The sequence below is a fragment of the Streptomyces sp. NPDC034043 genome (assembly GCF_055575675.1).
Window position 1 is genome coordinate 357,069 of sequence record NZ_JBVISF010000001.1, and the last position, 26,226, is coordinate 383,294.

22 protein-coding genes are annotated in these 26,226 nt (G+C 75.5%); 10 read left to right on the forward strand and 12 right to left on the reverse strand.

The genetic code is table 11. The features are described from left to right. Window positions 1-12 precede the first annotated feature (12 nt). Window positions 13-1,275, reverse strand: a complete 1,263-nt coding sequence (locus ACZ51S_RS02000; protein WP_468801775.1) for a streptophobe family protein — start codon at window positions 1,273-1,275, stop codon at window positions 13-15. Window positions 1,276-1,627: 352 nt separating this feature from the next. On the opposite strand from ACZ51S_RS02000, the gene ACZ51S_RS02005 reads away from it, so the two are divergent. Both ACZ51S_RS02005 and ACZ51S_RS02010 read left to right on the forward strand, forming a co-directional pair. Next, window positions 1,628-2,740, forward strand: coding sequence for a DUF6777 domain-containing protein (locus ACZ51S_RS02005; RefSeq protein WP_468959290.1), 1,113 nt, complete (start codon window positions 1,628-1,630; stop codon window positions 2,738-2,740). Between the two features lie 120 nt (window positions 2,741-2,860). Then, window positions 2,861-4,981: a SpoIIE family protein phosphatase gene (locus ACZ51S_RS02010; RefSeq protein ID WP_468476197.1), complete on the forward strand. Its 2,121-nt coding sequence runs from the start codon at window positions 2,861-2,863 to the stop codon at window positions 4,979-4,981. 3 nt (window positions 4,982-4,984) lie between these two features. On the opposite strand, the gene ACZ51S_RS02015 is transcribed toward ACZ51S_RS02010, so the two are convergent. From ACZ51S_RS02015 to modA, 3 genes are all read right to left on the reverse strand, one after another. Beyond that, a complete protein-coding gene (locus tag ACZ51S_RS02015; protein ID WP_468959292.1) occupies window positions 4,985-5,881 on the reverse strand; it encodes a DUF4328 domain-containing protein in 897 nt (298 codons plus the stop codon). A 169-nt stretch (window positions 5,882-6,050) separates the two neighbouring features. Then, window positions 6,051-7,979, reverse strand: a complete 1,929-nt coding sequence (locus ACZ51S_RS02020; RefSeq protein WP_468476199.1) for an ABC transporter permease — start codon at window positions 7,977-7,979, stop codon at window positions 6,051-6,053. 147 nt (window positions 7,980-8,126) lie between these two features. After that, the gene (gene modA, locus ACZ51S_RS02025) at window positions 8,127-8,948 is read right to left on the reverse strand and encodes a molybdate ABC transporter substrate-binding protein (RefSeq protein WP_468801779.1); all 822 of its coding nucleotides are present in this window, start codon (window positions 8,946-8,948) and stop codon (window positions 8,127-8,129) included. Window positions 8,949-9,081: 133 nt separating this feature from the next. Between modA and ACZ51S_RS02030 the strand changes: the two genes are divergently transcribed. Continuing rightward, window positions 9,082-9,537: an RNA-binding S4 domain-containing protein gene (locus tag ACZ51S_RS02030; protein WP_468476201.1), complete on the forward strand. Its 456-nt coding sequence runs from the start codon at window positions 9,082-9,084 to the stop codon at window positions 9,535-9,537. 88 nt (window positions 9,538-9,625) lie between these two features. Here the strand turns inward: ACZ51S_RS02030 and ACZ51S_RS02035 are convergent, their stop codons facing one another. The 5 genes from ACZ51S_RS02035 to ACZ51S_RS02055 form a co-directional block, all read right to left on the reverse strand. Continuing rightward, window positions 9,626-10,033 carry a PTS-dependent dihydroxyacetone kinase phosphotransferase subunit DhaM gene (locus ACZ51S_RS02035; protein ID WP_468959295.1) on the reverse strand — a complete coding sequence of 136 codons (408 nt, stop codon included), beginning with the start codon at window positions 10,031-10,033 and terminating at the stop codon, window positions 9,626-9,628. Beyond that, on the reverse strand, window positions 10,030-10,638 hold the full coding sequence (gene dhaL, locus ACZ51S_RS02040) for a dihydroxyacetone kinase subunit DhaL (RefSeq protein ID WP_468801781.1): 609 nt from the start codon (window positions 10,636-10,638) through the stop codon (window positions 10,030-10,032). The genes ACZ51S_RS02035 and dhaL overlap by 4 nt, the downstream gene beginning before the upstream one ends. A gap of 40 nt (window positions 10,639-10,678) precedes the next feature. Further along, window positions 10,679-11,686, reverse strand: a complete 1,008-nt coding sequence (dhaK, locus tag ACZ51S_RS02045) for a dihydroxyacetone kinase subunit DhaK (protein WP_468801782.1) — start codon at window positions 11,684-11,686, stop codon at window positions 10,679-10,681. 169 nt (window positions 11,687-11,855) lie between these two features. Then, window positions 11,856-12,419 (reverse strand): dihydrofolate reductase family protein, encoded by a 564-nt coding sequence (locus ACZ51S_RS02050; protein ID WP_468479905.1) that lies wholly within the window; start codon window positions 12,417-12,419, stop codon window positions 11,856-11,858. 124 nt (window positions 12,420-12,543) lie between these two features. Further along, complete coding sequence (locus tag ACZ51S_RS02055; protein WP_468479904.1) at window positions 12,544-13,008, reverse strand: MarR family winged helix-turn-helix transcriptional regulator; 465 nt, start codon at window positions 13,006-13,008, stop codon at window positions 12,544-12,546. A gap of 111 nt (window positions 13,009-13,119) precedes the next feature. Here ACZ51S_RS02055 and ACZ51S_RS02060 point away from each other — a divergent pair, with 111 nt between their 5' ends. Together ACZ51S_RS02060 and ACZ51S_RS02065 are read left to right on the forward strand one after the other, a co-directional pair. Then, window positions 13,120-13,677: a DoxX family membrane protein gene (locus ACZ51S_RS02060; RefSeq protein ID WP_468479903.1), complete on the forward strand. Its 558-nt coding sequence runs from the start codon at window positions 13,120-13,122 to the stop codon at window positions 13,675-13,677. A 55-nt stretch (window positions 13,678-13,732) separates the two neighbouring features. Then, window positions 13,733-15,526: a glycoside hydrolase family 15 protein gene (locus ACZ51S_RS02065; protein ID WP_468479902.1), complete on the forward strand. Its 1,794-nt coding sequence runs from the start codon at window positions 13,733-13,735 to the stop codon at window positions 15,524-15,526. A 165-nt stretch (window positions 15,527-15,691) separates the two neighbouring features. Here ACZ51S_RS02065 and ACZ51S_RS02070 read toward each other — a convergent pair whose 3' ends face one another. Continuing rightward, a complete protein-coding gene (locus ACZ51S_RS02070; RefSeq protein ID WP_468801955.1) occupies window positions 15,692-17,896 on the reverse strand; it encodes a PP2C family protein-serine/threonine phosphatase in 2,205 nt (734 codons plus the stop codon). Between the two features lie 46 nt (window positions 17,897-17,942). Beyond that, window positions 17,943-19,415, reverse strand: coding sequence for an MFS transporter (locus ACZ51S_RS02075; RefSeq protein ID WP_468801956.1), 1,473 nt, complete (start codon window positions 19,413-19,415; stop codon window positions 17,943-17,945). A gap of 169 nt (window positions 19,416-19,584) precedes the next feature. Here ACZ51S_RS02075 and ACZ51S_RS02080 point away from each other — a divergent pair, with 169 nt between their 5' ends. After that, the gene (locus ACZ51S_RS02080) at window positions 19,585-20,493 is read left to right on the forward strand and encodes a LysR family transcriptional regulator (RefSeq protein ID WP_468801784.1); all 909 of its coding nucleotides are present in this window, start codon (window positions 19,585-19,587) and stop codon (window positions 20,491-20,493) included. A 102-nt stretch (window positions 20,494-20,595) separates the two neighbouring features. Beyond that, the gene (locus tag ACZ51S_RS02085; RefSeq protein WP_468959298.1) at window positions 20,596-21,312 is read left to right on the forward strand and encodes a class I SAM-dependent methyltransferase; all 717 of its coding nucleotides are present in this window, start codon (window positions 20,596-20,598) and stop codon (window positions 21,310-21,312) included. Between the two features lie 116 nt (window positions 21,313-21,428). Here the strand turns inward: ACZ51S_RS02085 and ACZ51S_RS02090 are convergent, their stop codons facing one another. After that, window positions 21,429-22,340 (reverse strand): alpha/beta hydrolase fold domain-containing protein, encoded by a 912-nt coding sequence (locus tag ACZ51S_RS02090; RefSeq protein WP_468959300.1) that lies wholly within the window; start codon window positions 22,338-22,340, stop codon window positions 21,429-21,431. Between the two features lie 227 nt (window positions 22,341-22,567). On the opposite strand from ACZ51S_RS02090, the gene tdh reads away from it, so the two are divergent. The 3 genes from tdh to ACZ51S_RS02105 all read left to right on the forward strand — a co-directional run bounded on the left by tdh (window position 22,568) and on the right by ACZ51S_RS02105 (window position 26,226). Then, window positions 22,568-23,596 carry an L-threonine 3-dehydrogenase gene (gene tdh, locus ACZ51S_RS02095; RefSeq protein ID WP_468959302.1) on the forward strand — a complete coding sequence of 343 codons (1,029 nt, stop codon included), beginning with the start codon at window positions 22,568-22,570 and terminating at the stop codon, window positions 23,594-23,596. A 494-nt stretch (window positions 23,597-24,090) separates the two neighbouring features. Continuing rightward, entirely contained in the window at window positions 24,091-25,299 is a 1,209-nt protein-coding gene (locus tag ACZ51S_RS02100; RefSeq protein WP_388936610.1) for a glycine C-acetyltransferase, read from the forward strand. A 12-nt stretch (window positions 25,300-25,311) separates the two neighbouring features. Further along, entirely contained in the window at window positions 25,312-26,226 is a 915-nt protein-coding gene (locus ACZ51S_RS02105; RefSeq protein WP_468801787.1) for a LysR family transcriptional regulator, read from the forward strand.

Genomic DNA, 26,226 nt, shown 5'->3' on the forward strand with positions numbered 1-26,226 from the left:
GGCGGTTCCGGTTCAGGGGACCCGGCCCGGGTGGCGCAGGGGGCGGGCCAGGAGTGCGCCGAGGAAGCCGGCCACCGCGCCCCACAGCAGGGCGAGGCCGGTCGTCCGCCACAGCAGGGCGGTGAGCTCCACGCTGCCGCCGAGCCCGGAGACGTCCCCGAGCCCCAGCAGGGACAGCCCCAACCGGGCCCGCACCCCGGCCAGCAGACACACCGTCAGCGTGGCCAGCGCCAGGGCCACCGCAAGGTGCAGCGCGTGCTGCCAGGGGCGGACCTCGGCGGGGGAGCGTACGGCGGCCAGGACGCCCGTGCCGAGCAGCGCGACGGCGGCCACCGCGACCAGCCACCACGCCCGCGGGTCCCGCTGCGCGAGCGAGGCCACATCGACGGTGGACCCGCCGGGGCCGCGCAGCAGCTGGTCCAGCAGCTGCGGCACCGGCAGGCCGAAGGGCCCCTCGGCCGCCCCCTGCCAGGCGCCGCCGAAGCCCACGGTCAGGGCGAGCCAGGCCAGGTTCGGCAGGCCGAGCAGGAGCACGGCCAGGGTGCGGGCCGCGTGCCCCTGGGTGGCGGCCACCACCAGGCCGGTGCCGATGCCGAGGACCACGTACGCCAGCAGCAGCACGGCCGTCGCGTGCGCGGCCGGACGCACCGCCGTGTGGAAGCGCAGCAGCCCGGCCGGGAGCGGAGTGCGGCGGGAGACCAGCAGGGCGATCAGCAGCAGGCCCAGGAACCACAGCAGCCCGGAGAAGAGGGTGGGCCCGACCGGGGCCCGGAACCCCGCCGTCGGCGCGGAGTCGAGGAGCTCGCCGAACTCCCCGAGCGGGGAGTCACCGGGGGACAGCCCGAAGGTCCGGCGGGCCGGCAGCGCGAACAGGGCCAGCAGCGCCAGCCACAGCACCGCCGCCCGGCCCGCCCGGGCCGGCAGCTCACGGGGCCCGGCCACCGCGCGGTGGCGCAGCGGCCGCAGGAAGAGGTACCCGGTGGTGAGCGCACCGGCCAGGCTCACCGAGAGCGGGAGCACGGACAGGGTCGCCTCGGCACCGGCCAGGAACCCGGCGTCCCCGGACACCTCGACGGTACCCCCGGCCGCCAGCACCACGACCGCGGCGACCACCCTCGGGAAGGCCCCGCCGGGCAGGTCTCCGGCACCGGCGCTGGCCAGCCCGGCGGCGGCCACCGCGGTCATCACGGCGAAGCCCGCCACGACGGCGACCAGGGCGTCCCGCCAGGCGCGCAGGGAAGGCCGCGCCGGGGTCCTCGCGGAGGTACGGCTCACCCTGCAACGGTGGCACCCCCGGCTTGCGGGCACCAGCCGGACGGCGCACACAATGGGCGGCAACAGGTCTGGAAATCCAGGTATGCCGGTCGTTTCCGTATTCCGCCCTCAGATCTGATTCCTGATGTACCGGGATTCCGCTGCCAGGGAAGAGGAGCCCGTGACCACGCAACCCTCCGGCGAGCGGCCGCCCCAGCCGCACCGGCCGCCGACACCGCCGTCGTCAGCCGGGCGGCCCACCGGGCCGCCGTCCGGCCCGCTTTCGGGCGGCGGCGGGGAACCCCCGCCTCCACCGCCCGCCCCGCCCGGCGGGCCCGGTGCGGAGCCGCCCCGGGGCCCCTGGTGGCGGTCGGTGCCCGGGCTGGCGACGGTGGCCGTGGCGCTCGCCGCCGTGGTCACCCTGGTGGTGGTACTCACGCGGCCCGGTGATGGCGGGGGTGGCACCCCGCAGCAGGCCGAGGCCGAGGTGTTCCTCCAGCCGGCCGCCGCGGCCGGCCGGGACCCCTTCACCGAGTCCACGGCGGCCGAACGGGCGACCCCGCCGCCGCAGCCCCCGCCGCAGGACACCGCCACGCCGACGGGCCCCTCGGGCACCCGCAGTGTCAGCGGCTCCGCGCCGGGCCTCTACGGCGGCACCAAGGACGTCGCCAGCTGCCACGTGGAGAAGCAGATCACCGCGCTGACCGCGGAGCCCGCCAAGAACGCCGCCTTCGCCTCGGCCCTCGGCATCCCGGCGACGGCCGTCCCCGGCCACCTGCGCGCGCTCACCCCCGTGCAGCTGCGGACCGACACGCGGGTCACCAACCACGGCTACCGCGACGGCCGCGCCACCCCCTACCAGGCCGTGCTCCAGGCCGGGACGGCCGTGCTCGTAGACGACCGCGGGGTGCCGAGGGTGCGCTGCGCCTGCGGGAACCCACTGGGACCGCCCGTGGCGCTGAAGGCCGATCCCAAGCGCTTCGGCCGGCCCTGGGCCTCGTACCGGCCGGCGCAGGTGGTGGTCATCGCGCCGTCGGTGACGGTGGTGCGGACGTTCGTCATCTACGACCACCACGACCGCCGCTGGCTGGAACGGCACCGCGGCGCGGACCGGCGGCCGGACAGGCCCGTCACGCCGCCGGTCGGGCCGCCCGTCGTGTCCCCGCCGGCCGTTTCCCCGCCCGTCGTGTCGCCCCCGCTCCCCGTCACGCCCCCGCTGCCCGTCACGCCCCCGCTCCCCGTCGCGCCGTCGGAACCCGACCCCCCGTCGGACCCCCCCTCCCCGGCGACCACACCGCTGCCCTCCCCTTCGGAACCCGCGACCGAAGCGGGCACCCCGACGGCCACCGGCACGGACGCCGCCACCCGGTCCGCCCCGCCTCCGGGCACCACCGACCGGACGACGGCCCCGCCGCCCGCCACCCCCTCCTCGCCCGGCGCGCTCCCGCCGGACGCGGACGCGGGGGCCGCCTCGCCCCCCGCCTGAGGCCCAGGGGCAGAGCGTGCCGAGGGCGCCGCGCCGGGCGCCGCCAGGGACCCGCCGGGGCAGGGCTCCTGACGGCGCGCAACGGCTGCCGCGCGAGGGGAACAGTGAGACCCTGGCTGCATGGACCAGCGGGGACGGACCCCGGAGGTCGACTGGCCCGCGCGGCCCGACCTGAGCCTCGCGCTCAACCGGATGGGCACCTTCGACTGGGACCTCGACAGCGGGCGCATGCACCTGGACACCACCGCCCTCGAGGTCCTCGGCCTGCGCCCGGAACAGTTCGACGGGACCCCCGCCGGGCTGCGCCGCCGTGTCGTCCCCGGCGACCGGGCACGGCTGGACGGCCGCGTGGAGCAGGCGCTGAGGGACGGCCGCAGCCACTACGGCGCCTACTTCCGCACCCTGGGCGAGGACGGCTCGACGGCCTGGACCCACGTCCAGGGCCACATCCTGCGGGACCCGCACGGCCGCGCGTACCGGGTCATCGGGGTCCTCCGCGACGCCGCCGAGGACCCCGGTGAGCCCGGGGCCGCGGGCGAGCGCGACGAGGGCCGGCGCCGGATGACCGGGGTCGTCGAGCGGACCACCGCGATCCTCGCGCACGCCCGCACCGTCAACGACGTGACCGACGTCCTCAAGGACCCCGAGGCCCTCGGACACCTCGGCGCCGTCAGCGTCATGCTCGGCGTCGTCGACGGCGGCCGGATCCACCTGGTCGCGGAGGGCCAGCTGGGCTCGTACGTACCCGAGATCGAGTACACGCGCATCGACGCCGACTTCCCGATGAGCGAGGCCGTACGGACCCTGCAGCCGGTCTTCCTCGCCTCGCGGGAGGAGTTCCAGCGCCGCTACCCCCTGCTGTGGCCGTACATCGAGCCGCTGGCGGTGCGCAGCGGGGTGTACCTGCCGCTCATCGCCCAGGGCCGGCCGGTCGGCGCGCTCGGACTGCTGTACACCCGCGACGGGGACTTCAACGCGGAGGAACGGAACCTGCTGGTGGCGCTCGGCAGCGGAATCGCGCAGGGGCTCCAGCGGGCCATGCTCTTCGAGCAGGAGCACGACCTCGCCGAGGGGCTCCAGCGGGCCATGCTGCCCCGGGTGATTCCGCAGGTGCCGGGCGCGCAGATCGCGGTACGGTACCGGGCCGCCCGGATCGGGCGGGACATCGGCGGCGACTGGTACGACGTGGTCCCCCTCGGCGAAGGACGCGTCGGGGTGGCGATCGGGGACGTCGAGGGCCACGACACGGACGCGGCCGCCGTCATGGGCCAGCTGCGGATCGTGCTCCGCGCCTACGTCCTGGAGGGCCACACCCCCGGCACGGCGATGGCGCGGGCCTCGGCCTTCCTGCGCGACCTGGCGACGGAGCGCTTCGCCACCTGCACCTACGCCGAACTCGACCTGAACTCCGGGATGCTGCACATCGTGCGGGCCGGTCACCTCGACCCGGTCGTGCGGCGCGGGGACGGCAGTTGCCACCGGATCCAGGTGGCCGGCGGGCTGCCCCTCGGCCTGCCCCCGCGGGAGCAGCGGGGCAGCGGTACCGGATACCCCGTCACCACCCTCGAACTGCACCCCGGGGACACCCTGCTGCTGTGCACCGACGGCCTCGTCGAACGGCCCGGCGACGACTCCGAGACCGGGATGCGGGAATTGCTGGAGGCGGCCGAGCACGGCCCGGCCGACGTCGAGGAACTCGCCGACGTGCTCGGCGACCTCGTCGGGGACGCGGGCGGCGGGGACGACATGGCCCTGCTCCTGCTGCGCCGGCGCGGCGCCCCCGCCCCGCGCGGCGGCGGTCCGCTCCACCAGCGCCTGGTGCCCGGGGATCCGGACGGCCCGGCGATGGCCCGGCACCTGATCCGGGCGGCCGCGGCCGCCTGGGGCGCCCGGGAGCGGGCCGACGAGGTAGAGCTGGCCGCCGACGAGCTGATGGTCAACGCCCTCGTCCACACCGACGGGGGCGGGCAGGTCTCCTTGCGGCTGACGGCCGCGGGCCGGATCCGGATCGAGGTCGAGGACCACAGCAGCGCCATGCCCCGCCGCCGCGAGGCCGACGACTGGGCGGTGTCGGGCCGCGGCCTGCTGCTGGTCGAACGGCTCGCGGACGACTGGGGAGTGGAGCCCCGGGGCGCCGGGAAGTGCGTCTGGTGCGAGTTCGCGGTCCCCGCACCCGGCCGGGCGGACGGCCGGGTGGACGACACCGCACACGGCCGGGCGGACGGCCCCGCGGATGGCTGAGCGTCAGACGGCGGCGTACGGGCCCTGTGCCGACTTCACGTTCTGCAGGGTGGTCAGCTTCCGGACGAACAGCACCGCGAGGACGGCCGCGGCGACCACGGTCAGGTCGGCGACGGCGCCGAACGCGGAGACGTCGCGCAGCTTCTCCGGGGACTCGGCGCGGACGTAGAGCACGCTGAAGACCCGTTCGAGGACCAGCGACACGGCCCACACGATCCACCAGGAGGTCACCGGAACCGTGGACACGTGGCGGTACGAGCCGTCCGGCGCGAGCTGGACGCTCGCCTCCCAGGTCTGCTTGGCCACCCGGTACGGCAGGAAGAGGTTGCCGACCGGGACGAACCAGGAGCCGATGGCCCAGCCGCCGGCCAGGGTGAAGCCGTCGGGACGGAAGAGCTGGCCGTTGACGCGGACCCGGTAGAACCAGATGACGAACACCACGGCCGTGACGGACAGGAACAGCCCCTGGAGGCCCCCGGCGAGACCGGTCAGCAGGTCCGACCGGTCGAGCGAGTCGTCCGGGACCGAGGAGGGGTTCGCGGCGACGTCCCGCATCAGCGACCACGCGTACAGATTGGCGGCGGCCGAGTAGAGGTTGACCACGCCCGCGACGCCGAGCAGCAGCGTCAGCGCGGTCGAGAGGCCCTGCGGGGAGCGCAACTGCTGGACCGCCGGCGGCGGGGCGGGGTAGGGCTGCCCGGGGTAGGGCTGCCCCGGGTAGGGCTGCCCCGGGTAGGGCTGCCCGGGGTACGGCTGCCCGGCGTACGGCTGTCCGGGCACCGGCTGGCCGGCGTAGGGGGGACCCGTCGGCGCGGGGGCGGCCGGGTACGGGGCCACACCGTACGGCGGCTGGGGTACGGGACCCTGCGGCGGGGGCGATCCGGGCGCGCTGAAGGACATGGTGAAGGACCCCCCACGGGACGTGCGAAGAATGCGGTGACGAACGGCGGCGAACGGCGGCGAACGAGGTACCGGCGCCGGCCGGCGCGCCGGTCCGGGCAGCGTTGAACATATGTCAGGGCCGCGTCCGCCGTCCAAACGGTTCTCCTCCGGCCCCTCCCCGGCTCGGTCAGAGGGGAACCAGCGTGACCTCCGTGGCCTTCACGCTCGTCCAGACCCGCACGCCGTCCGCCACGCCGAGTTCGGCGGCCGCCTCCGGGGTGATCTCCGCGACCAGGTCGGGCGCCTCGCCCGAGGAGACCAGCACGCGCAGCCGGCTGCCCGCCGAGGTGACCTCCCGTACGGTGCCCGGCCACACGTTGCGGGGGCTGCCGCCCGGGCGCTCCCGGTGCAGCGACACCGCCTCCGGGGCGATGATCGCCAGGGCCTGCGATCCCTCCGGCAGCGGCTCCGCCACCACCAGCCGGCCGCCGTCCGCCAGCGCGAGCCCCTCGGCGGAGGCGGTGCCGGGCCAGGCGTTGCGGCCCAGCATCCGGGCCACCCACGGCGAGCGGGGGTGCCGGGTGACCTCGGCGGGGGGCGCGTCCTGGAGGGTGCGCCCGTCGGCCAGTACGAGGACCCGGTCGGCCAGCGACACCGCCTCGACGGGGTCGTGCGTGACGATCAGGCAGACCCCGCCGAAGCCCGCCAGGTGCCTGCGCAGGGTGTGCCGCACGTGGGCCCGGGTCGTCTGGTCGAGGGCGGCCAGCGGCTCGTCGAGCAGCAGCAGCCGGGGCCGGGCGGCCAACGCCCGGGCCAGGGCCACCCGCTGGGCCTGCCCGCCCGACAGCTGGGCGGGCCGGCGCCGGGCCAGGTGGCCCACGCCGAGCCGGTCCAGCCACAGCTGCGCCTCGCGGCGGGCCCCGGCGCGCCCCACCCCGCGGGCCCGCAGCCCGTACGCGGTGTTGGCCAGGGCGTTCAGGTGCGGGAACAGCGCGCCGTCCTGCGGGACCCAGGCCACCTGCCGCCGGTGCGGGGGCAGTGCGGTGACGTCGGTGTCCCCGAGCCGGAGCGCGGCGCGGGCGCGCGGGGTCAGGCCGAGCAGGGCGCGCAGCAGGGTGGTCTTGCCGGCGCCGTTCTCGCCCACCACGGCGATGGTGGTGCCGGGTCCGGCGTCGAGGGTGAGCTCGTTGAAGCCGGTCACTTCGGCGTGCAGGGCCCAGCGGCCGTCGTCGGCCGGGGCGGGGGCGGGCGGCTCCTCGGCGCCGGCGGGGGCGCCGGCCGGGGTCGCGGGTGCTTCCGGGCCGCCCCCGCGGGCCCGCGCGGTCACGGGCATGCCGTTCCAGCGGCCGCGCAGGGCGATGAGCACGCCCATGGCGATGGCGAGCAGCAGCAGCGACACCGAGGTGGCCGCCTCCGGCTGGTCCTGGAGCAGCAGGTAGACCTGGAGCGGCAGGGTCTGGGTGGTGCCCGGCAGGTTCCCGGCGAAGGTGATGGTCGCCCCGAACTCGCCGAGCGCGCGGGCCCAGGTGAGGGCGGCGCCCGCGATCAGGCCGGGCGCCACCATGGGCATGGTCACCGTGAAGAAAACCCGGACCGGTGAGGCGCCGAGGGAGGAGGCGGTCTCCTCGTAGCTCTGCTTCAGCCCGCCCAGTGCGCCCTCCAGGCTGATCACCAGGAACGGCATGGCGACGAACGTCGCCGCGACGACCGCGCCGGAGGTGTGGAAGGGGAGCGTGACGCCGAAGGTGTCCTCCAGCCACGGCCCGAGGAGTCCGCGCCGTCCGAAGCCGAGCAGCAGCGCGACACCGCCGACGGTCGGCGGGAGCACCATCGGCAGCAGTACCAGGGAGCGGACGAAGGCCTTGCCCCGGAACTCGACCCGGGCCAGCAGCCAGGCGAGCGGTACGCCGAGGACCAGTGAGAGGCCGAGCGCCCAGAAGGACACCAGCAGCGAGAGCTTCAGGGCCGTCACCACACCGGGGTGCCCGAGGTGGCCGCCGAGTTCGCCCCACCGCGTATGCGCGAGGATGCCGACGAGCGGCAGCAGCAGGAACGCGACGGCGAGCAGCGCGGGGAGCGCCAGCGTCACGGGGGGCCGGGTGCGGAGTCTGCTCATGGGGTGAGGGCGGTTCCTGGTCGGGGCCGGGGAGGGATCCTACGGAGCGTACGGGCGCGGGCGCCGGACACGCCGGAAGGGCCGCCCCCCGGGCCGGGCAGCCCTCCGAGGGGCCGTGGCGTTGCAGCCCTCCGAGGGGGCCGTGCGCTAGGCCTTCTGGAAGCCGGCGTCCTGGAGGATCTTCTGCGCCTCGGGGCCGCCCAGCCAGGCCACGAACGCGGCGGCGGCTCCGGCGTTCCGGGACTGCTTGAGGGCGGCGGCGGGGTAGGAGGCGACGGCGTTCTGGCCGTCCGGGATGTCCACGGTGACGACCTTGTCGCCGGACTTGGCGGAGTCGGTCTTGTAGACGAGACCGGCGTCGGCCTCGCCCAGCTCGACCTTGCTCAGGACGGCGCGGACGTTGGGCTCCTGGGAGACGGGCCTCACCTCGATCTTCTGGGCGTCGAGGATCTGCTTGCCGTAGCGCCCGACCGGGACCTCGGGCGCCGCCAGGACGACCTTGATCCTGGAGTCGCCGAGGTCCTTGAGCTCGTCGATCCCGAAGGGGTTGCCCTTGCCGGCGGCGATGACGAGACGGTTCTTCGCGATGACCGTGGCGTCGCCGGTCTCGGCCCGGAGGGCGTCCATGGTCTTGGTGTCGGCGGTGACCAGCACGTCGGCCGGGGCGCCCTGCTTGACCTGGGCGGCGAGTTCCTGCGAACCGGCGAAGGAGATGTTCACCCTGGTGCCCGGGTGGGACTTCTCGTAGGCCTCCTTCGCCGTCCTGAAGGCGTCGGTGAGGGAGGAGGCCGCGAGGACGGTGAGGTGCGCGCCCTTCGCCCCGGCCGGGGAGGAGGGGGAGCCGGCGTCCGCCTCCTCGCCCGCGCCGCCGCCGTTCCCGCAGGCGGACAGCGGGACGAGCAGCGCGGCGGTGAGCGCGGCGGCGACGGTGCGGCGGATGCGGGGAGCGGCGGAGACGTGGGGCTGCATGTGCGTCAAGGTAGGCCCATCGAAGCGGCATGTGCAATTAGTTTGGCCGCATCTCCATGGCAGATGCCATGACGCTTGTGGTATCCGCCGAAACCGTTCGGCTCCCGGGCCGCCGGATCGCTAGAGTCGGGACATGGCGGACGTGGCAGGCACGGCCGACGCAGGGACGGAGGCTCCGTTGACCGGTACGAGGACCACGGACGCGGGGGCGGCCCCGCTGGAGACGGGAACGGCGCGGGTGGACGCCTGGATCTGGTCGGTGCGGCTCACCAAGACCCGCTCCGTCGCGGCGACCGCCTGCCGGGCGGGCCACGTGAAGGTCAACGGCGAGCGGGCGAAGCCGGCGCAGCAGGTCCGGGCGGGCGACGAGGTCCGGCTCTTCCACGCGGGCCGGGAGCGGATCGTCGTGGTCCGGCGCCCCGTGACGAAACGGGTCGGCCCCCCGGTCGCCGCCGAGTGCTACGTGGACAACAGCCCGCCGCCGCCGACCCCGGTGGAGGCGGCGGTGGTCGGCATCCGCGACCGCGGCACGGGCCGCCCCACGAAGCGGGACCGCCGGGAGATCGAAAGCCTCCGCGGCCGCCCGTAGCCCCCGGCCGGCTCCCGGCTCCCCGGCCGGCTCCCGGCTCCCCGGGCGCGCCCCGGGGAGCCGGGGCGCGCCCCTTCGGCCGGGGGGTTCAGGCCTTGCGGTACGCGTAGGCTTCTTCGGCCGCGGCCGCCACCCCCTCCAGGGTGGCGCCCGCCGAGGCGGCCACCAGGGCCGCCACCGCGCCCTCCAGGAACGGGGCGTCCACCAGACGGGACCCCGGCGGCAGCTCCCCGTCCTCCAGGAGCGCCTTCACCGTCAGCACCGAGCTGCCCAGGTCCGCGAGGAGCGCGACCCCGGCCCCCCGGTCCACCGCCGCCGCGGCCCGCGCGATGCGCTCCGCGCTCGTGCCCAGCCCGCCGTCGGAGGTGCCGCCCGCCGGAGCCACCGGAGCCAGTGCCCCGCCCGCCGCGAGGCCCCGTGCCAGCTCCGCCACCGACTCCGCGACCCCGGCGCTGTGCGACACCAGCACGATCCCGACCAGCTCCCCGGCGCTCACGCGGCCCCCTCCGCCGCGTCGGCCAGCGCGCCCAGCAGCAGGGCGGCCGAGGTGGCTCCCGGATCCTGGTGCCCGACGCTGCGCTCCCCGAGGTAGCTGGCGCGGCCCTTGCGGGCCAGCATCGGAACGGTCGCCCGGGCCCCGCCCTCCGCCGCTTCCCCGGCGGCGCGGTACGACGTACCCAACGCCGCGACCCCCGGGAGCAGAGCGTCCAGCATCGTCTTGTCGCCCGGCGCCGCCCCGCCCAGCCGGGCCACGGCGTCCACTCCGGCGTCCAGGGCGCCGCGCAGCTCCTCGTCGGTGACTTCGGCGGCCTCCCCGAGCTCCTTGCCCGTGCGCCGCAGCAGCGTCCCGTACAGGGGTCCGGACGCGCCGCCGACGGTGGAGATCAGGGTGCGTCCGGCCAGCTGGAGCAGTGCCCCGGGCGCGGCCGCCGGGTCGGCCCCGGCCAGCGCCGCCCGTACGGCCGTGAAACCCCGCAGCAGGTTCGTCCCGTGGTCGGCGTCCCCGATCGGGGAGTCGAGCTCGGTCAGCCGGTCCGCCTCCCGCTCCACCGCCGCCGCGGCGGTCTCCATCCAGCGCCGGAAGAACTCCGCGTCACGCATCCCGTCTCCTCCACCGTCGTCCCGTACGTGCGCCACGCGCTCAGCAGCCCCAGCGCAGGGCGGCCGTCCGTACCGGCGCGTCCCACAGGCGCAGCGTCTCGTCGTCCGCCCGGCACACGGTCACCGAACAGCCTGCCATGTCCAGGGAAGTGACGTAGTTTCCGACGAGGGCCCGCGCCACCGGCACGCCCCGCGCCGTCAGCACCGCCGCCACCTCCGCGTGGAACCCGTACAGCTCGAGCAGCGGGGTCGCGCCCATCCCGTTGACCAGGAGCAGTACCGGTCCGCCCGCCGTGGGGCCCGTCTCCGCGAGATCGTCCAGAACGGCCCCCACGGCCACCTCCGCGATCTCCCGCGAGGTCATCGTCGCGCGCCGCTCCCGGCCGGGTTCACCATGGATCCCCACCCCCAACTCCAGCTCCCCGTCCGGGAGGTCGAAGGTCGGGCTGCCCTTCGCGGGGGTGGTGCAGGCGCTGAGCGCCACCCCGAAACTGCGGGACGAGTCGTTGACCCGCCGGGCGAGGGCGGCGACCGCCTCCAGCGGCGCGCCCTCCTCGGCGGCCGCCCCCGCGATCTTCTCCACGAAGAGGGTGGCGCCCGTGCCGCGCCGCCCGGCCGTGTACAGGCTGTCGGTCACGGCGACGTCGTCGTTGACGAGCACGCGCTCCACCCGCATGCCGTCCTCCTCCGCCAGTTCGGCGGCCATCTGGAAGTTCAGCACGTCCCCGGTGTAGTTCTTGACGATGAACAGCACCCCCTGACCGGCCTCGACGGCGCTCGCCGCGTGCAGCATCTGGTCGGGAACGGGCGAGGTGAAAACGGCGCCGGCGCAGGCCGCCGAGAGCATCCCGGGACCGACGAAGCCGGCGTGCAGGGGTTCGTGCCCGGACCCGCCCCCGGACACCAGCCCGACCCGTCCGCCCGCCCGCGCGTCACGTCGTACGACGACCTGGCGCTGCACGTCGACGTCGAGTTCGGGGTGCGCGGCGGCCATTCCGCGCAGCGCGTCGGAGACCACGGTGTCGGCGGAGTTGATGAGCATCTTCACGGAAACCTCCCGGTGCGGTGGAGTCCTGTCCTGTGACCCGCTGCCGACGGTAGGCCAGAGCACCCTGCGGGATCTCGGAAACCGCGCCGCGGTGCCGGGAGGACAGCCTTCGACGACGGGCATGGCGTGAACCGATCGGCCACCGGGGGGCCCGTCGCACGGCGGGCGCTCAGCGCCTCGTCTCGTACCTGGTCAGGATCACGCCGCAGGGCAGCGTCCGCGTCTCCACCAGGTTCAGGTTCACCCAGCTGTCCAGCGCGGAGAAGAACGGCGTGCCGCCGCCCACGAGGACCGGCGCGGTGGCCAGCACGTACTCGTCGATCAGCCCTGCCCGCATGGCCGCCCCGGCGAGCGTCGCGCCGCCGATGTCCATCGGGCCGCCGTCCTCGGCCTTGAGCCGGGTGATCTCGGCGACCGCGTCGCCGGTGACCAGGCGGGTGTTCCAGTCGACCTCGCCGACCGTCGAGGAGAACACCACCTTCGGCATGTCCCGCCAGCGGCGCGCGAACTCGATCTCCGCCGGGGTGGCGGTGGGCTGCCGGTCGCCGGTCGGCCAGTAGGAGCTCATCGTCTGCCACAGCTTGCGCCCGTACAGCGTCAGGTCGGTCGCCCGCAACTGGTCGGACCAGAACTGGAACAGCTCGTCGCTCGGCGCGCTCCAGCCGATGTCGTCACCCGGGGCGGCGATGTAGCCGTCCAGGCTCAGGTTCATGCCGTAGATCAGTTTCCGCACGGCGCCAGCCTTCCACGAGTCGGTCGCGGGCTGACGGACCGGCGCGGCGCGGGAGGCTCATCGGTGCGTGATCCGAGCTCGCGTGCGGGAGGGCGCTCCGCGCACCCCGGAGCCGGGCCGGGCGTCAGGCGCCCTGTTCGCGCAGGCGGCGGCTGACCTCTCCGAGCCCGTCGGCCAGGGCGTCCAGCTGCTCGGGGGTGAGGACGTCGACGAGGACCTCGCGCACGGTGGTGACATGGCCGGGGGCCGCCTCCTCCAGGCGGGCGCGGCCGGCGTCGGTGAGGACGGCGAAGATCCCGCGCACGTCGGAGGGGCAGCTGCGGCGGCGGACCAGGCCGGCCTTCTCCATCTGCCCGACCTGGTAGGTCAGGCCGCTCTTGGAGTTGATCAGCCCGTTCGCGAGCTCCGTCATGCGCAGCTCCTGGCCGGGTGCCGCCGCGAGCCGCACGAGGATCTCGTACTGGGGATGGGAGAGCCCCGAGTCGTCCTTGAGCTGCTGGTCGAGACGCCGGTTCACCAGTGCCGAGGCGGCCAGGAAGCCCCTCCAGGCCCGCATCTCGCGGTCGTCCAGCCATCTCGTGTCAGCCATGGCGTCAGGGTACACGAGTTGTTCGAATTTGAATCAGTGGCTAGGCTCGGGTCGCCGGTTCGAATTTGAACTATTCCCCTCGGGCCGCGAACGACCGGAAGGACCCCCCCCATGACCAGCGCCTCCGCCACCCTGACGAAGACCCCGGCGGCCGCCCCCGCCGCGCCCGCGGCCGACACCTCCGCCCACGACGCCGGACTGCTCCTGCTGCGCGTCGTGCTCGGCCTCGCCGTCGCCGCCCACGGCACCCAGAAGCTCTTCGGCTGGTTCGGCGGCGGCGGGATCGGCGGCACCGGCCGGTTCTTCACCGCCGTCGGCTACCCGGCGGGCGACGCCATGGCCGTCGTCGCCGGCCTGACCGAGACCCTCGGCGGTCTCGGACTCGCCCTCGGCCTGCTGACCCCCCTCGCCGGAGCGGCCGTCACCGGCACGATGATCAACGCCCTGGCCGTCCACGGCGCCGGCGCCTTCTTCGCCCCGAAGGGCATGGAGTACGAGCTCCTGCTCGCCGCCGCCGCGGCCGCCCTCACCCTCGCCGGCCCCGGCCGCCACGCCGTCGACCGCCTCCTGCCGGTGCCCGCGCTGCGCACCCACCGGCTGGCCCTCGGCGCCCGGGCGCTCGCCCTCGGCGTGGTCCTCGCCGTCGTCGCCCTGCTCATCCGTCACTGAAACACCCGTGCGGGCGGACTGATTGACCCCCCGCGTTTGCGGGAAAAGCGGATGAATGACACAACCCATCGAAGACTACGCACTGATCGGCGACCTGATGACCTGCGCACTGGTCGGCCGCGACGGGTCCATCGACTGGCTGTGCCTGCCCCACTTCGACTCCGCCGCGTGCTTCGCGGCCCTCCTCGGCGACAAGGAGAACGGCCACTGGCGCATCGCCCCGGCCGGCGCCGAGGAGGGCGAACGGTGCACGCGGCGGGCGTACCTCGACGGCTCGCTGGTCCTCGAGTCCTACTGGGAGACCGACGAAGGCACTGTCAAGGTCGTCGACTTCATGCCGCAGCGCGACAGCGCGCCCGACGTCATGCGGATCGTCGAGGGGGTGTCCGGCCGGGTCACCGTCCGCAGCACCCTGCGGCTGCGCTTCGACTACGGCCACGTCGTGCCGTGGGTCCGGCGCAGCGAGGGCGACCGCGTCGCGATCGCCGGACCCGACTCGGCGTGGTTCCGCAGCGAGCCGCCCGTACGGACCTGGGGCGAGGACCGCAGCACCCGCTCGGAATGCACCGTCGGCCCGGGGGAGAAGGTCGCCTTCGTGCTGACCTGGCATCCCTCGCACGAGCCGCGGCCCGAGACCGTCGACCCGTACGGGGCGCTGGAGCACAGCCTGTCCGACTGGCGCGAGTGGGCCGCCCAGTGCCGCTACGAGGGGCCCTACCGGGAGGCCGTGACCCGCTCCCTGATCACCCTCAAGGCCCTCACGTTCGCCCCCACCGGCGGGATCGCCGCCGCCGCCACCACCTCACTGCCCGAGGAGATCGGCGGGGTCCGAAACTGGGACTACCGCTACTGCTGGCTGCGCGACGCCACCCTGACCCTGGGGGCCCTCCTGTCCACCGGCTTCCTCGACGAGGCCCGCGCCTGGCGGTCCTGGCTCCTGCGCGCCATCGCGGGCGACGCCGCCGACCTCCAGATCATGTACGGCATCTCCGGCGAGCGCCGCATCCCCGAGACCGAACTGCCCTGGCTGCGCGGCTACGAGGGCTCCGCGCCGGTCCGGGTCGGCAACGCCGCCGTGAACCAGCTCCAGCTGGACGTGTACGGAGAGGTCCTGGACGCCCTCCACCTGGCCCGCGCCTCCGGGCTGGCCTCGGAACGGCACGCCTGGAAGATCCAGCTGTACTTCCTCGACTTCCTGGAGCGCAACTGGCGCCGGCCGGACGAGGGGCTGTGGGAGGTGCGCGGGCCGCGCCGCCACTTCACGCACTCCAAGGTGATGGCCTGGGTCGCCGCCGACCGGGCCGTGCGGACCCTGGAGGGCGCCCCTCACCTGCCGGGCGACATCGAGCGCTGGCGGGCCATGCGGGACGAGGTGCACCGCGACGTCTGCGAGAAGGGCTACGACCCCGAGCGGGGCACCTTCACCCAGTACTACGGCTCCCGCGAGCTGGACGCGGCCACCCTGCTCATCCCCCGCGTCGGCTTCCTCCCGCCAGACGACCCCCGGGTGACCGGCACCATCGACGCGGTGTGGGCGGAACTGGGCAGCGGCGGCCTGGTCCGCCGCTACAGCACCGAAGGCCTCCCGGTCGACGGCCTCCCGGGGGACGAGGGCGCCTTCCTGGCCTGCTCGTTCTGGATGGCCGACGCCCTGCACATGACCGGCCGGACCAAGGAGGCCCGCGAGCTCTTCGAGAGGCTGCTGGCGGTACGCAACGACGTGGGCCTGCTGGCCGAGGAGTACGACCCCCGCGCCGGCCGCCAGCTCGGCAACTTCCCGCAGGCGTTCAGCCACGTCGGCCTGGTGAACACCGCGATCACCCTGTCCGCCGACGGATCCGCCGGCTGAACCCGCCCGTGCCACCGGGGCCGCCGCGGATCGCGGCGGCCCCGGTGGCCGCACTCCGGGCGCGGGGGGCCGGCCGCGCCTGTGGGTCAGTGCCGCATGCGCCCGAATCGTTCCGGGGGCCGGGCGGCGGGCGGGCCGATGCGCCCACCGGCGGTGGGCGCCCGCTCAGGCAGGTCCGGCGGGCGGCTCCGGCGCGGCGCCCGCACCTGGGTGCGGGGCCGGATCGCGGGAGGCGAGGAGGAGGGCGATGTCGTCCGGGCGGTCGGCGGTGCGGGCCGCCTCGGCGACCAGCCGGTCGGCCGTCTCCGTCAGCGGCGACGGCCGGGCCGTGGCCAGCGCCGCCCGCAGCCGCTCCACGCCGTCGTCGATGTCCGCGCCCGGCGTCTCCACCAGCCCGTCGGTGTACAGGGCCAGCACCGCGCCCGGCGCCAGTTCCAGCTCCGTCACCGGGTACCGCGCCCCGGGGTCGACGCCGAGCACCACCCCGCCCGCCAGGTCCAGCACCTCGGCCCGGCCGTCGGCGTGCCGCAGCAGCGGCTGCGGGTGCCCGGCACGGACGGCCAGGGCATGGCCGGAGCCCGGGTCGAGCAGGACGTAGCAGCAGCTGGCGAACTGCCCCGGGTCCAGGTCCATCAGCAGCTGGTTGGTACCCCGCACCACCTGCTCCGGGTCATTGCCGCTGAGCGCGAAGGCCCGTACGGCGCTGCGCAGTTGGCCCATGGTGGCGGCGGCCGCCACCCCGTGGCCCTGGACGTCGCCGATGACCAGCGCCAGCCGGCCCTCGGCCGCCTCGATGACGTCGTACCAGTCGCCGCCGACCTCCATGCCGTCCGTCCCGGCCAGGTACCGGCCCACCGTGGTCACCTCGCCCCGCACCGGCAGCCGGTGCGGCAGCAGCGCCGCCTGGAGCCCCCGGGCCAGCGCCGCCTCGCTGTCGTAGCGCCGCGCCCGCTCCAGGGCCTGCGCGATCAGGCCAGCCAGCGCCGTGAGGACCGTACGCTCCTCCGGGCTGAAGCCGCGGCGCTGGTCGAAGCCGAGGATGCAGGAGCCGACCGGGCGGCCGGAGGCGATCAGCGGCAGGAAGGCCCGGGCCCCGATCTCGGCGTCCAGCGGGATCCCCGGATAGGCCTCCGCCAGGCGCTCCATCGACTCGAAGAACAGCGGCCGGCCCGAGGTCAGGGTCTCCACGCCGGGGAGCCGTTCGTGGAGCGAGACCCCGTCGAACCGGTTCAGGAACCCCTTGGGGAAACCGGTCTCCCAGGCGAGGTACAGGTGCCGTTCGTCGAGCACGTAGATCGCCAGCTGCCGGCCGCCGAACGCGGGCAGCAGCTCCTCGGTGACCACGGCCGACACCTGGCGCGCGGTGACCGCCTCGGTCAGCGCGATGGCCAGGGCCACCGGCCGGTAGAGGGAGGAGGCACGGTCCGCCGGCGAGCCGAGCCCGGCGCCGGGGCGGGTCACCGACCCGGGGGCGTAGGCGGGAGGGTCGGCGGCCTCCAGGGTGACCGTCACCCCCGACGGCCCCGGATACAGGCCCACGGACAGCCACTCCGCGTCCGGCCCGGGGGCAGGGCCGGTGCCGGTGCCGGGACCGGAGGCGCCGGTGCCGGGACGGGCGTCGCCGTCCGGCGGAGGGCCCCGCCGGGCCGTGAAGCGCACGGGCTCGCCCGAGATGAAAACCCCCCGCACGTGGTCCTCGTAGGCGGGGTGGCCGAGCCAGGGCAGCGCCTCCCACAGCACGCGTCCCCGCAGCCGGGGCGCGTCCCGCCCGAGCAGCTCCCCGGCGGCGGTGTTGGCGAAGGCGATGCCGCCCTGCCGGTCCACGGACAGGACCGCCGTCTCCAGCCGGTCCAGGGCCTCCCGCGCCTCGTCCGCGGCGGCGGGTACGGGTACGCACAGCGGGTCGCCGTCCCAGCGGACCGCTTCCCCGGCGGCGTCCAGCGCGGCCAGTTCCTCCGCCAGCCCGGCGGCGGCCTCCCGCAGCCGCTCCCGGGCGCCGGCCCCCAGTTCCTCGCCGGGCGTCGCGGGCCGCAGCACCAGCAGCACCCCGAACCGCTCCGCACCGGCGGTAACCGGCTCGTAGAACGACCCGAACGGGAACGGCAGCCCGGCCATCAGCTGCGGGAAGCGCCGCATCGCGGCTTCCGCGTCCGGCAGGTGCACGGACTGCCCGGTGCGGTACGCCTCGGCGACCGGGTACGGCCGGTTCACCTGCATCCGCCACCAGGGCCGGAACAACCGCACGGGCAGCCCCGTGACCACGGCCATCCGCAGCAGCCCGTCCGTGTCCGAGCGCAGGTAGACACCGCCCGCGTAGCCGCCGACGGCCCGCATCGCGCCGGCCGCCGCCCGTGCGAGCGCCCGGCCCATGGCGACGGAGGAGGGGCCGCCGCCGTCCGCTCTCGCCGTCACACAGTCAGGATGCGCCCTCGCCCCCCGCGGCTGCACCCGCGCGGCCCGGGCGCCCCCCGTCCGCGCCCCGGTATCCCCGGACCACCACCGCCGCGGCGACGACCAGTACGGCGGCCACCGTCCGCAGCCCCACCCCCATGGCGTCGGTGAAGGCGGCCGCCTGCGCGGGATCCGCCGGGTCCCCGTGGAACCGCGAGGCCAGCACCGTCCCGACCACCGCCACGCCCAGCGCCGCGCCGATCTCCCGCGCGGCGGTGTTCAGCCCCGAGCCCAGCCCCGCCTGGTGCGCCGGCAGCTCCGAGACCACCGTCAGCGTCAGCGGGGGCGCGCACAGCCCGGTACCCACCGACAGCACCAGCAGGTAGCCCGCGTACGCGGCGTACGGGGTGCCCGCGTCGGCGGTCGACACCAGCAGCAGCCCGGCCGCGATCAGCAGCATCCCCGCCCCCGCCGGCAGCCGCGGCCCCGCCCGCTCCGCGAGCCGCGCGCCGAACCGGGGCACCACCGCCATGCCGACGGTGAGCGGGACGATCGCCAGCCCCGCCAGGGCCGGCGAGAAGCCCTTGGCGTACTGGAGGTACTGGGCGTTGACGAAGAACAGGGCGAAGAGCCCGAAGAAGGCGGCGCCGATGCCCAGCGTCCCCGCGCGCAGCCCGCGCGAGGCGAAGACCCGCGGGTCCAGCAGGGGGCGGGCGGAGCGCAGCGCGTGCGCGGCGAAGGCGGCCAGCAGCAGCGCCCCGCCCCCGAAGGAGCCCAGCACGCGGGCCGAGGACCAGCCGTACGAGGGGCCCTCGATGATGCCGTGGACCACCGCGAACAGCGCCCCCGCCAGGAGCAGGGCGCCGAGCGGGTCGACGGCCGCGTCCGCGCGCGAAGGCGTACGCGGCACCGTGCGGGCCACGGCGAGGGCGAGCAGCGCGCCCAGCGGGACGACGGCCCAGAACAGGGCCCGCCAGGTCAGGAACTCCCCGGCCAGACCGCCCGCCACGTTGCCCGCCAGGCCCCCGAGGCCGGCGGACAGCGTCCAGGTGGCGAGTGCCCGCCCGCGCCGCTCGGGCGGGCTCAGGTGGACCAGTACGGACATGGTGGCGGGCATGATCAGCGCCGCTCCGGCCCCGCACACCCCGCGTCCCGCGATCAGCGTGGCGGGGGCGGCGGCGAGCGCGCTGAGGGCACCGCCCGCGGCGAACAGGCCGAGCCCGGCCAGCAGGGCGCCCTTGCGGCCGTAGCGGTCGCCGAGCGCCCCGGCCGGGATCAGCAGCGCGGCGAAGACGATCACGTACGCGTCGACCGCCCACAACAACTGGCCCGGACCCGGGTGCAGGGCGGAGGCGGCGAGCTGCGGGATCAGCAGGTTCACGGCGGCGACCATGCCCTGGGCGACGAGCACGCAGGCGCACAGCGCGAGCAGGGCGGCGCGGGACGGACCGGACGCGCAAGCGTCGGCCGGCGGCGGCGGTGGCGTCGACGGCGGCAGCGGCAGCGGCGGTGACGGTGTGCGGGCACGGCGGAGCACGGCTCCTCCTGGGAGTCGACGGTCGGTGGGGACGGGATGCGCGGCGGTCCGGTCCGGTCTGCCCGAACACCCCGGAACCACCGTAGGGTTGGCGTGACCTGCTTTCCAGTGCAAGTTCTGCAAGGGATGAATGCGCGTGACGCAATCCGCATCCGGGCTGGACCTCAACCTGCTCCTCGCCCTCGACGTCCTCCTGGAGGAGTCGAGCGTCTCCCGCGCCGCCGCCCGCCTACACCTCTCCGAGCCCGCCATGAGCCGGACCCTGGGCCGGATCCGCAAGGCCCTCGGCGACCCCGTGCTGGTCCGGGCCGGCCGGACGATGGTCCCCACCCCGCACGCCCTGTCCGTCCAGGGCGAGGTCCGCGCCGTGGTGGAGCGGGCCCGCGCCCTGTTCCTCACGGGCGGCCAGGTGGACCTGGCGACCCTGACCCGCACCTTCACCGTCCTGTCCCACGACTCCTTCGCCGCCGCGTTCGGAGCCGCGCTCTTCCGGCGGACGGCCCGCGAGGCGCCCGGGGTACGGCTGCGGTTCCTGTCCGAGAGCCACGTCGACCTGCCGGTGCTGCGCGAGGGGGTCGCGGACCTGGAACTCGGCGTCATCGACAGCCGTTCCCCCGAGGTGCGCGCCGAGCACCTCTTCGACGACCGGATGCTGGGCGTCGTACGCGGCGGGCACCCGCTGCTGCGAGGCCGGATCACGGCGCGCCGGTTCGCCGCGGGGGAGCACCTGACCGTCTCGCGGCGCGGCAGGCTGGAGGGACCGGTCGACGCCGCTCTGGCCGAACGGGGGCTGTCCCGGCGGGTGGTGGGCGGCGTCGGCTCCTTCCCGGCCTCCCTCTTCGTGCTGCGGGACACCGACCTGATCGGCCTGATCGCCTCCCGCAGCGTCCCCCAGGCCGAGGCCCTCGGCCTCGTCACCTTCGAAGTCCCCCTGGAGCTCCCGCCGCTGCCCGTGGGGCTCGCCTGGCACCCCCGCCACGACGCCGACCCGGCGCACGTCTGGCTGCGCGCCTGCGCCCGCGAGCTGCTGCCCGGCTGACGGGGTGCTTCCGGGGCGGCGATGCGCCGAACGCCTCCCCCGAAGGGGGGACGCGACACCGCGCACGCCGTCAGCGGCGCCCCCGCCGGGGAGGCATCCGGCATGCGACCCCCGTACGACGACACGCACCCGGCGCCCCGCGCCGCCTTCACGGCGGCCGACGCCTTCACCCTCCGCACCGCCCTCGACGCCCTCGGCGGGGTCCGCGACCTCGACACCCTCGACGTGGCCTGCGGGCACGGCGGCACCGCCGCGCTGCTGGCGAGCGGCGGCGCCCGGCGCACGGTCGGCGTGGACAGCTGCCCGGACCGGGTCCGCCGGGCCCGGGCGTCCGTGCCCCCCTCCGCCGCCGTCGAGTACGTGGTCGCGGACGCCGCCGACATGCCGCAGCTCGGCCCCTTCGACCTCGCCACCGCCGTCTACCTGTTCAGCCACGCCCCCGACCGGGCCGCCCTGCACGCCATGTTCCGCGGCATCCGGGCCAACCTGCGCCCCGGCGGACGGCTGCTGACGCTCGTGCGCAACCCCGGCGCGTACCCGCGCGTGGACTGGTCGCCGTACGGGATGCGCATCCTCGACCGGGTGCCGGACGGGGACGCCCCACTGCTGAAGGCCCAGTTCCTGACGGAACCCCCGCAGCACTTCGAGTACCGCGAATGGGCGCACGCCGACTTCGCCGAAGCCGCCGTCGACGCGGGCTTCAGCACCGTCGGCTGGCAGCCCTCCCGCACCCCGCCCGCCGACGCCGCGCGCGACGAGGCGTACTGGACGGCGTACCGCGCCTGGCCGGTCAGCTCGCTCATGACGTGCACCGCCTGACCTCCCGCGGCGCGCACCGCCCGACCGCGGGCGGCGTCCCGGGCGGTGCGGCTCCGGCCGGTCCAGGTCCTGTCGTCACAGTGGCGCAGGCCGGGCGGGACTTTGACGACAGGGCCTCAGCCGCCGTCCGCGGTCTCCCCGATCAGCTCGACGATCCTGTTCCGGGCCGCCCGCCCCTCCGGGACCGGCAGCAGCGGGTACCCGTGCGGCAGGCCCGGCTCCTCGTGCCACTCCACCCGGACCCCGGCCGCCCCGGCCCGCCGCCGCAGCTCGTGGCTGTCGGTGGCCAGCACGTCCCGGGTGCTCGTGAACACCGTCAGGGGCGCCAGCCCCTCGAAGGAGCCGTGCAGCGGGCTCACCCGGGGGTCGTCCACCGCGAGGGTCCCCGCGTACAGCCGTCCCGCCTCGGCCAGACCGGCCCTCGCCAGCACCGGATCGGCCGCCTCCAGCGCCTCCTGGCCGGGGTGGCTCATGCTCAGGTCCAGCCAGGGCGAGATCAGCACGATCCGCGACGGCTGCGCACCGGTGCGCTCCCGAAGCCGCTGCGCGGCGGCCAGCGCCAGCCCGGCCCCGGCACAGTCCCCGACCAGTACCGTCCCGCCCGCGCCGCCGCTCTCGATCAGGCCGCTCAGCAGATCGGCGGCCACGGGGACGTTCCGGTCGGCGGTCCCGCGCGGGGCGAGCACGTACGCCGGTACGACCACCCGGGCGCGGGCCCGCGTCACCAGGCTCCGGATCAGCGACCAGTGCGGCCCGACCAGCTCACCGATGTACGCGCCGCCGTGCACGTACAGCACCTGGGCCACGGGCTCTTCCCCGCGCGGCGAGGCGTCGTACACCGGCCAGGCCCCGACGAAGGTCCGCGACAGTTCCGCCACCCGTCCCAGCGAGCGCGGGGGCAGATGCGAAGCGGGCCTGCGGGCCGCCTGTGCCACGGCCGCCCGCACCGCCTCGGCGGTCGTGAACCGTCTGCGCCGCCGCATCGCGACCAGTGCGGCCGAAAGCGCCCTGCTGCGCAGACTCGGCACGCCCCTCACCTCCCCTTTTCCCCGGTGAGGGACCATAGCGCGGCTTCCGCCCCCCGGTCCCCTCCCCGTCACGGGAGGAGCATAGGCGTGAAGCTGCGCTGTCGACCCGCTTAAGAAAGTCTCGATGGACTGATCACCGAGCCGATCGGCAGATTGGTCCCCGTCACTCACGCCCCCCGCGCGCCAGCGGGAGCGGCGCTCCCTTCCGCATGCCTGGAGCCACCGCCATGAAGGCACTCGTCAAGCACAAGGCCGAGCCCGGGCTGTGGCTCATGGACGTCCCCGAGCCCGAGTACGGCCCCGGCGACGTGCTGATCAAGGTGCTGCGCACCGGCATCTGCGGAACCGACCTGCACATCCGTGCCTGGGACGGCTGGGCGCAGGGCGCGGTGAAGACCCCGCTGGTCCTCGGCCACGAGTTCGTCGGCGAGGTCGCGGCGGTCGGCGCGGACGTCCGCGACATCGAGACCGGCGCCCTGGTCAGCGGCGAGGGCCACCTGGTGTGCGGCAAGTGCCGCAACTGCCTGGCCGGCCGTCGCCACCTGTGCCGCTCCACGATCGGGCTCGGCGTCGGACGCGACGGGGCCTTCGCGGAGTACGTGGTGCTGCCCGCGCAGAACGTGTGGGTGCACCGGACCGCCGTGGACCTCGACGTGGCGGCCATCTTCGACCCCTTCGGCAACGCGGTGCACACCGCGCTGTCCTTCCCGCTGGTCGGCGAGGACGTGCTGATCACCGGCGCGGGCCCGATCGGCATCATGGCGGCCGCCGTGGCCCGGCACGCCGGCGCGCGCAACGTGGTCATCACCGACGTCAGCCCCGAGCGCCTGGACATCGCGCGCAAGGCGGGCGCCGCGCTCGCGGTGAACGTCGCCGAGTCCTCCATCGCCGAGGCACAGACCAGGCTGGGGCTGCGCGAGGGCTTCGACGTCGGCCTGGAGATGTCCGGCCGCGCCGAGGCGATGCGCGACATGATCGACAACATGACGCACGGCGGCAAGATCGCGATGCTCGGCCTCCCGGCCCAGGAGTTCCCGGTGGACTGGGCGAAGGTCGTCACCTCGATGATCACCATCAAGGGGATCTACGGCCGCGAGATGTTCGAGACCTGGTACGCGATGACCGTGCTGCTGGAGGGCGGGCTCGACCTGTCCCCGGTCATCACCGGCCGCTACTCGCACCGCGACTTCCAGGCCGCCTTCGACGAGGCCGCGACCGCCCGCAGCGGCAAGATCATCCTGGACTGGACGGCCTAGGTCCTGTCGTCAAAGTAGCGCCGGTCAGGCCTGCGGCGTCCGGTGCCGTGCGTCGCAAGGCGGAGGGGCGCCCCCGTACTGGACGTACTTGGGTGCCCCGACAACGCGGCGAGGTGCGGTGCCGGGGGCCGCGGGCCAGGCGGGACTTTGACGACAGGGCCTAGGGCGACACGGCCCTGGTCCACGGCGGTGGCTCCGGCCGTGGCCGGGCCGGGCCCCCGGCCGGGCCTGGGCCCGGGCCCCGGATCACCGATCCGGGCCGCCGGACCGGCGCCCGGCCGCCGCCGCAGGACCGGTGCTCCGGGCCAGGGCCCACGAGCGGCACCCCGGCCGCCCGGGCGACCGCCGCAGCCGGGGCCACGCGACCACCGCGACCACCGCACGAGACCAGCTCCCTCCGGGCCGGGCCCCGCCAACCCTCCCCCCTCCGCGGGGCCCGGCCCCCTCCTCCCCGTCCGCCGGACGGCGATCCGCACAAGGAGAATCCGAAGCCCATGTTCGAGTCCGTACGCGAAGACCTCCGCACCACCCTCGACGAGATCCGCGCCGCGGGCCTGCACAAGCCCGAGCGCGTCATCGGCACCCCGCAGAACGCCGCCGTCGCCGTCACCGCGGGCGGCGCCCCCGGCGAGGTGCTGAACTTCTGCGCCAACAACTACCTCGGGCTGGCCGACCACCCCGACGTGGTCGCCGCCGCGAAGGACGCACTCGACCGCTGGGGCTACGGCATGGCCTCCGTCCGCTTCATCTGCGGCACCCAGGAGGTGCACAAGGAGCTGGAGGCCCGCCTGTCGGCCTTCCTCGGCCAGGAGGACACGATCCTCTACTCCTCCTGCTTCGACGCCAACGGCGGCGTCTTCGAGACCCTGCTCGGCGCCGAGGACGCGGTGATCTCCGACGCCCTCAACCACGCCTCCATCATCGACGGCATCCGGCTGTCCAAGGCCCGCCGCTTCCGCTACGCCAACCGCGACATGGCCGAGCTGGAGGCGCGCCTGAAGGAGGCCACCGAGGGCGGAGCCCGCCGCAAGCTCATCGTCACCGACGGCGTCTTCTCCATGGACGGCTACGTCGCCCCGCTGACCGAGATCTGCGACCTCGCCGACCGCTACGACGCCATGGTCATGGTCGACGACTCGCACGCCGTCGGCTTCGTCGGCCCCGGCGGCCGCGGCACCCCGGAGCTGCACGGGGTGATGGACCGCGTCGACATCATCACCGGCACCCTCGGCAAGGCCCTCGGCGGCGCTTCCGGCGGCTACGTCGCCGCGCGCGCCGAGATCGTCGAACTGCTGCGCCAGCGCTCGCGCCCGTACCTCTTCTCCAACTCCCTCGCCCCGGTGATCGCCGCCGCCTCCCTGAAGGTCCTCGACCTGCTGGAGTCCGCCGACGACCTGCGCGAGCGGCTCACGGCCAACACGAAGCTGTTCCGCACGAAGATGACCGAGGCCGGCTTCGAGATCCTGCCCGGCGACCACGCCATCGCCCCCGTCATGATCGGCGACGCCGCCGAGGCGGGCCGGATGGCGGAGCTCCTCCTGGAGCGCGGCGTGTACGTGATCGGATTCTCCTACCCGGTCGTTCCCCTCGGCGCGGCCCGTATCCGCGTCCAGCTCTCGGCCGCCCATTCGACGGCCGACGTGGAGCGCGCGGTGGCCGCCTTCGTGGACGCCCGCGCGACGCTTTCCGCTGCTCAGGGCTGACATCATGGGGGTGTGATCGACCCCCGCCGGCTGCGCATCCTGCGGGCCGTGGCGGACCACCGTACGGTGACCGCCGCGGCCGCAGCCCTGTACCTCACCCCCTCCGCCGTCTCCCAGCAGCTCGCCGCGCTGGAGCAGGAGACCGGCCACGCGCTGCTGACCCGCAGCGGCCGGGGCGTACGGCTCACGGCGGCCGGGGAGATCCTGCTGGGCCACGCGCACGAGGTGCTGGCCCAGCTGGAGCGCGCCGAGGCGGAACTCGCCGCCTACGCGGGCGGTACCGCCGGCGAGGTCACGGTCGCGGCCTTCGCCACCGGCATCGCCGAGGTACTGGCCCCCGCCATCGCCCGCCTCGCCCTGGAGCACCCGGGCATCCGGCTCCGGGTCCGCGACGCGGAGGGCGATCAGAGCCTGCCGCTGCTGCTCGCCGGGGAGGCCGACCTGGCGCTGGCGGTGGAGTACCGGGGCGCGCCGGGCGCCGACGACGGCCGGCTGTCTGTGCTGCCGCTGTACGCGGAACCCTTCGACGCGGTGCTGCCGGCCGGGCATCCGCTCGCCGGTCTGTCCGCCGTGGCGCTGGCGGACCTGTCCGACGCGGACTGGGTCGGGCAGTACCCGGGGAACCCGTGCCACGACGTGACCCTGCTGGCGTGCGAACTGGCGGGGTTCCAGCCGCGCTTCGTGCACTCTTCGGACGACTTCCGGGCGGTGACCGCCCTGGTCGGAGCGGGCGCGGGGGTGGCGCTGGTGCCGCGTTCGGCGCTGCGCGGCATGGACCTGCGGGAGGTCCGCGTACGCCCCGTCGAGGGCCCGGCCGCCACCCGCCGGGTCTTCGCCGCCACCCGTCGCGGGGCCGAGACCCACCCGCTGATCGCCCCGGTCCTGGCGGCCCTGACCCACGAGGCCCAGCGGGTCCCGGCGCACTGA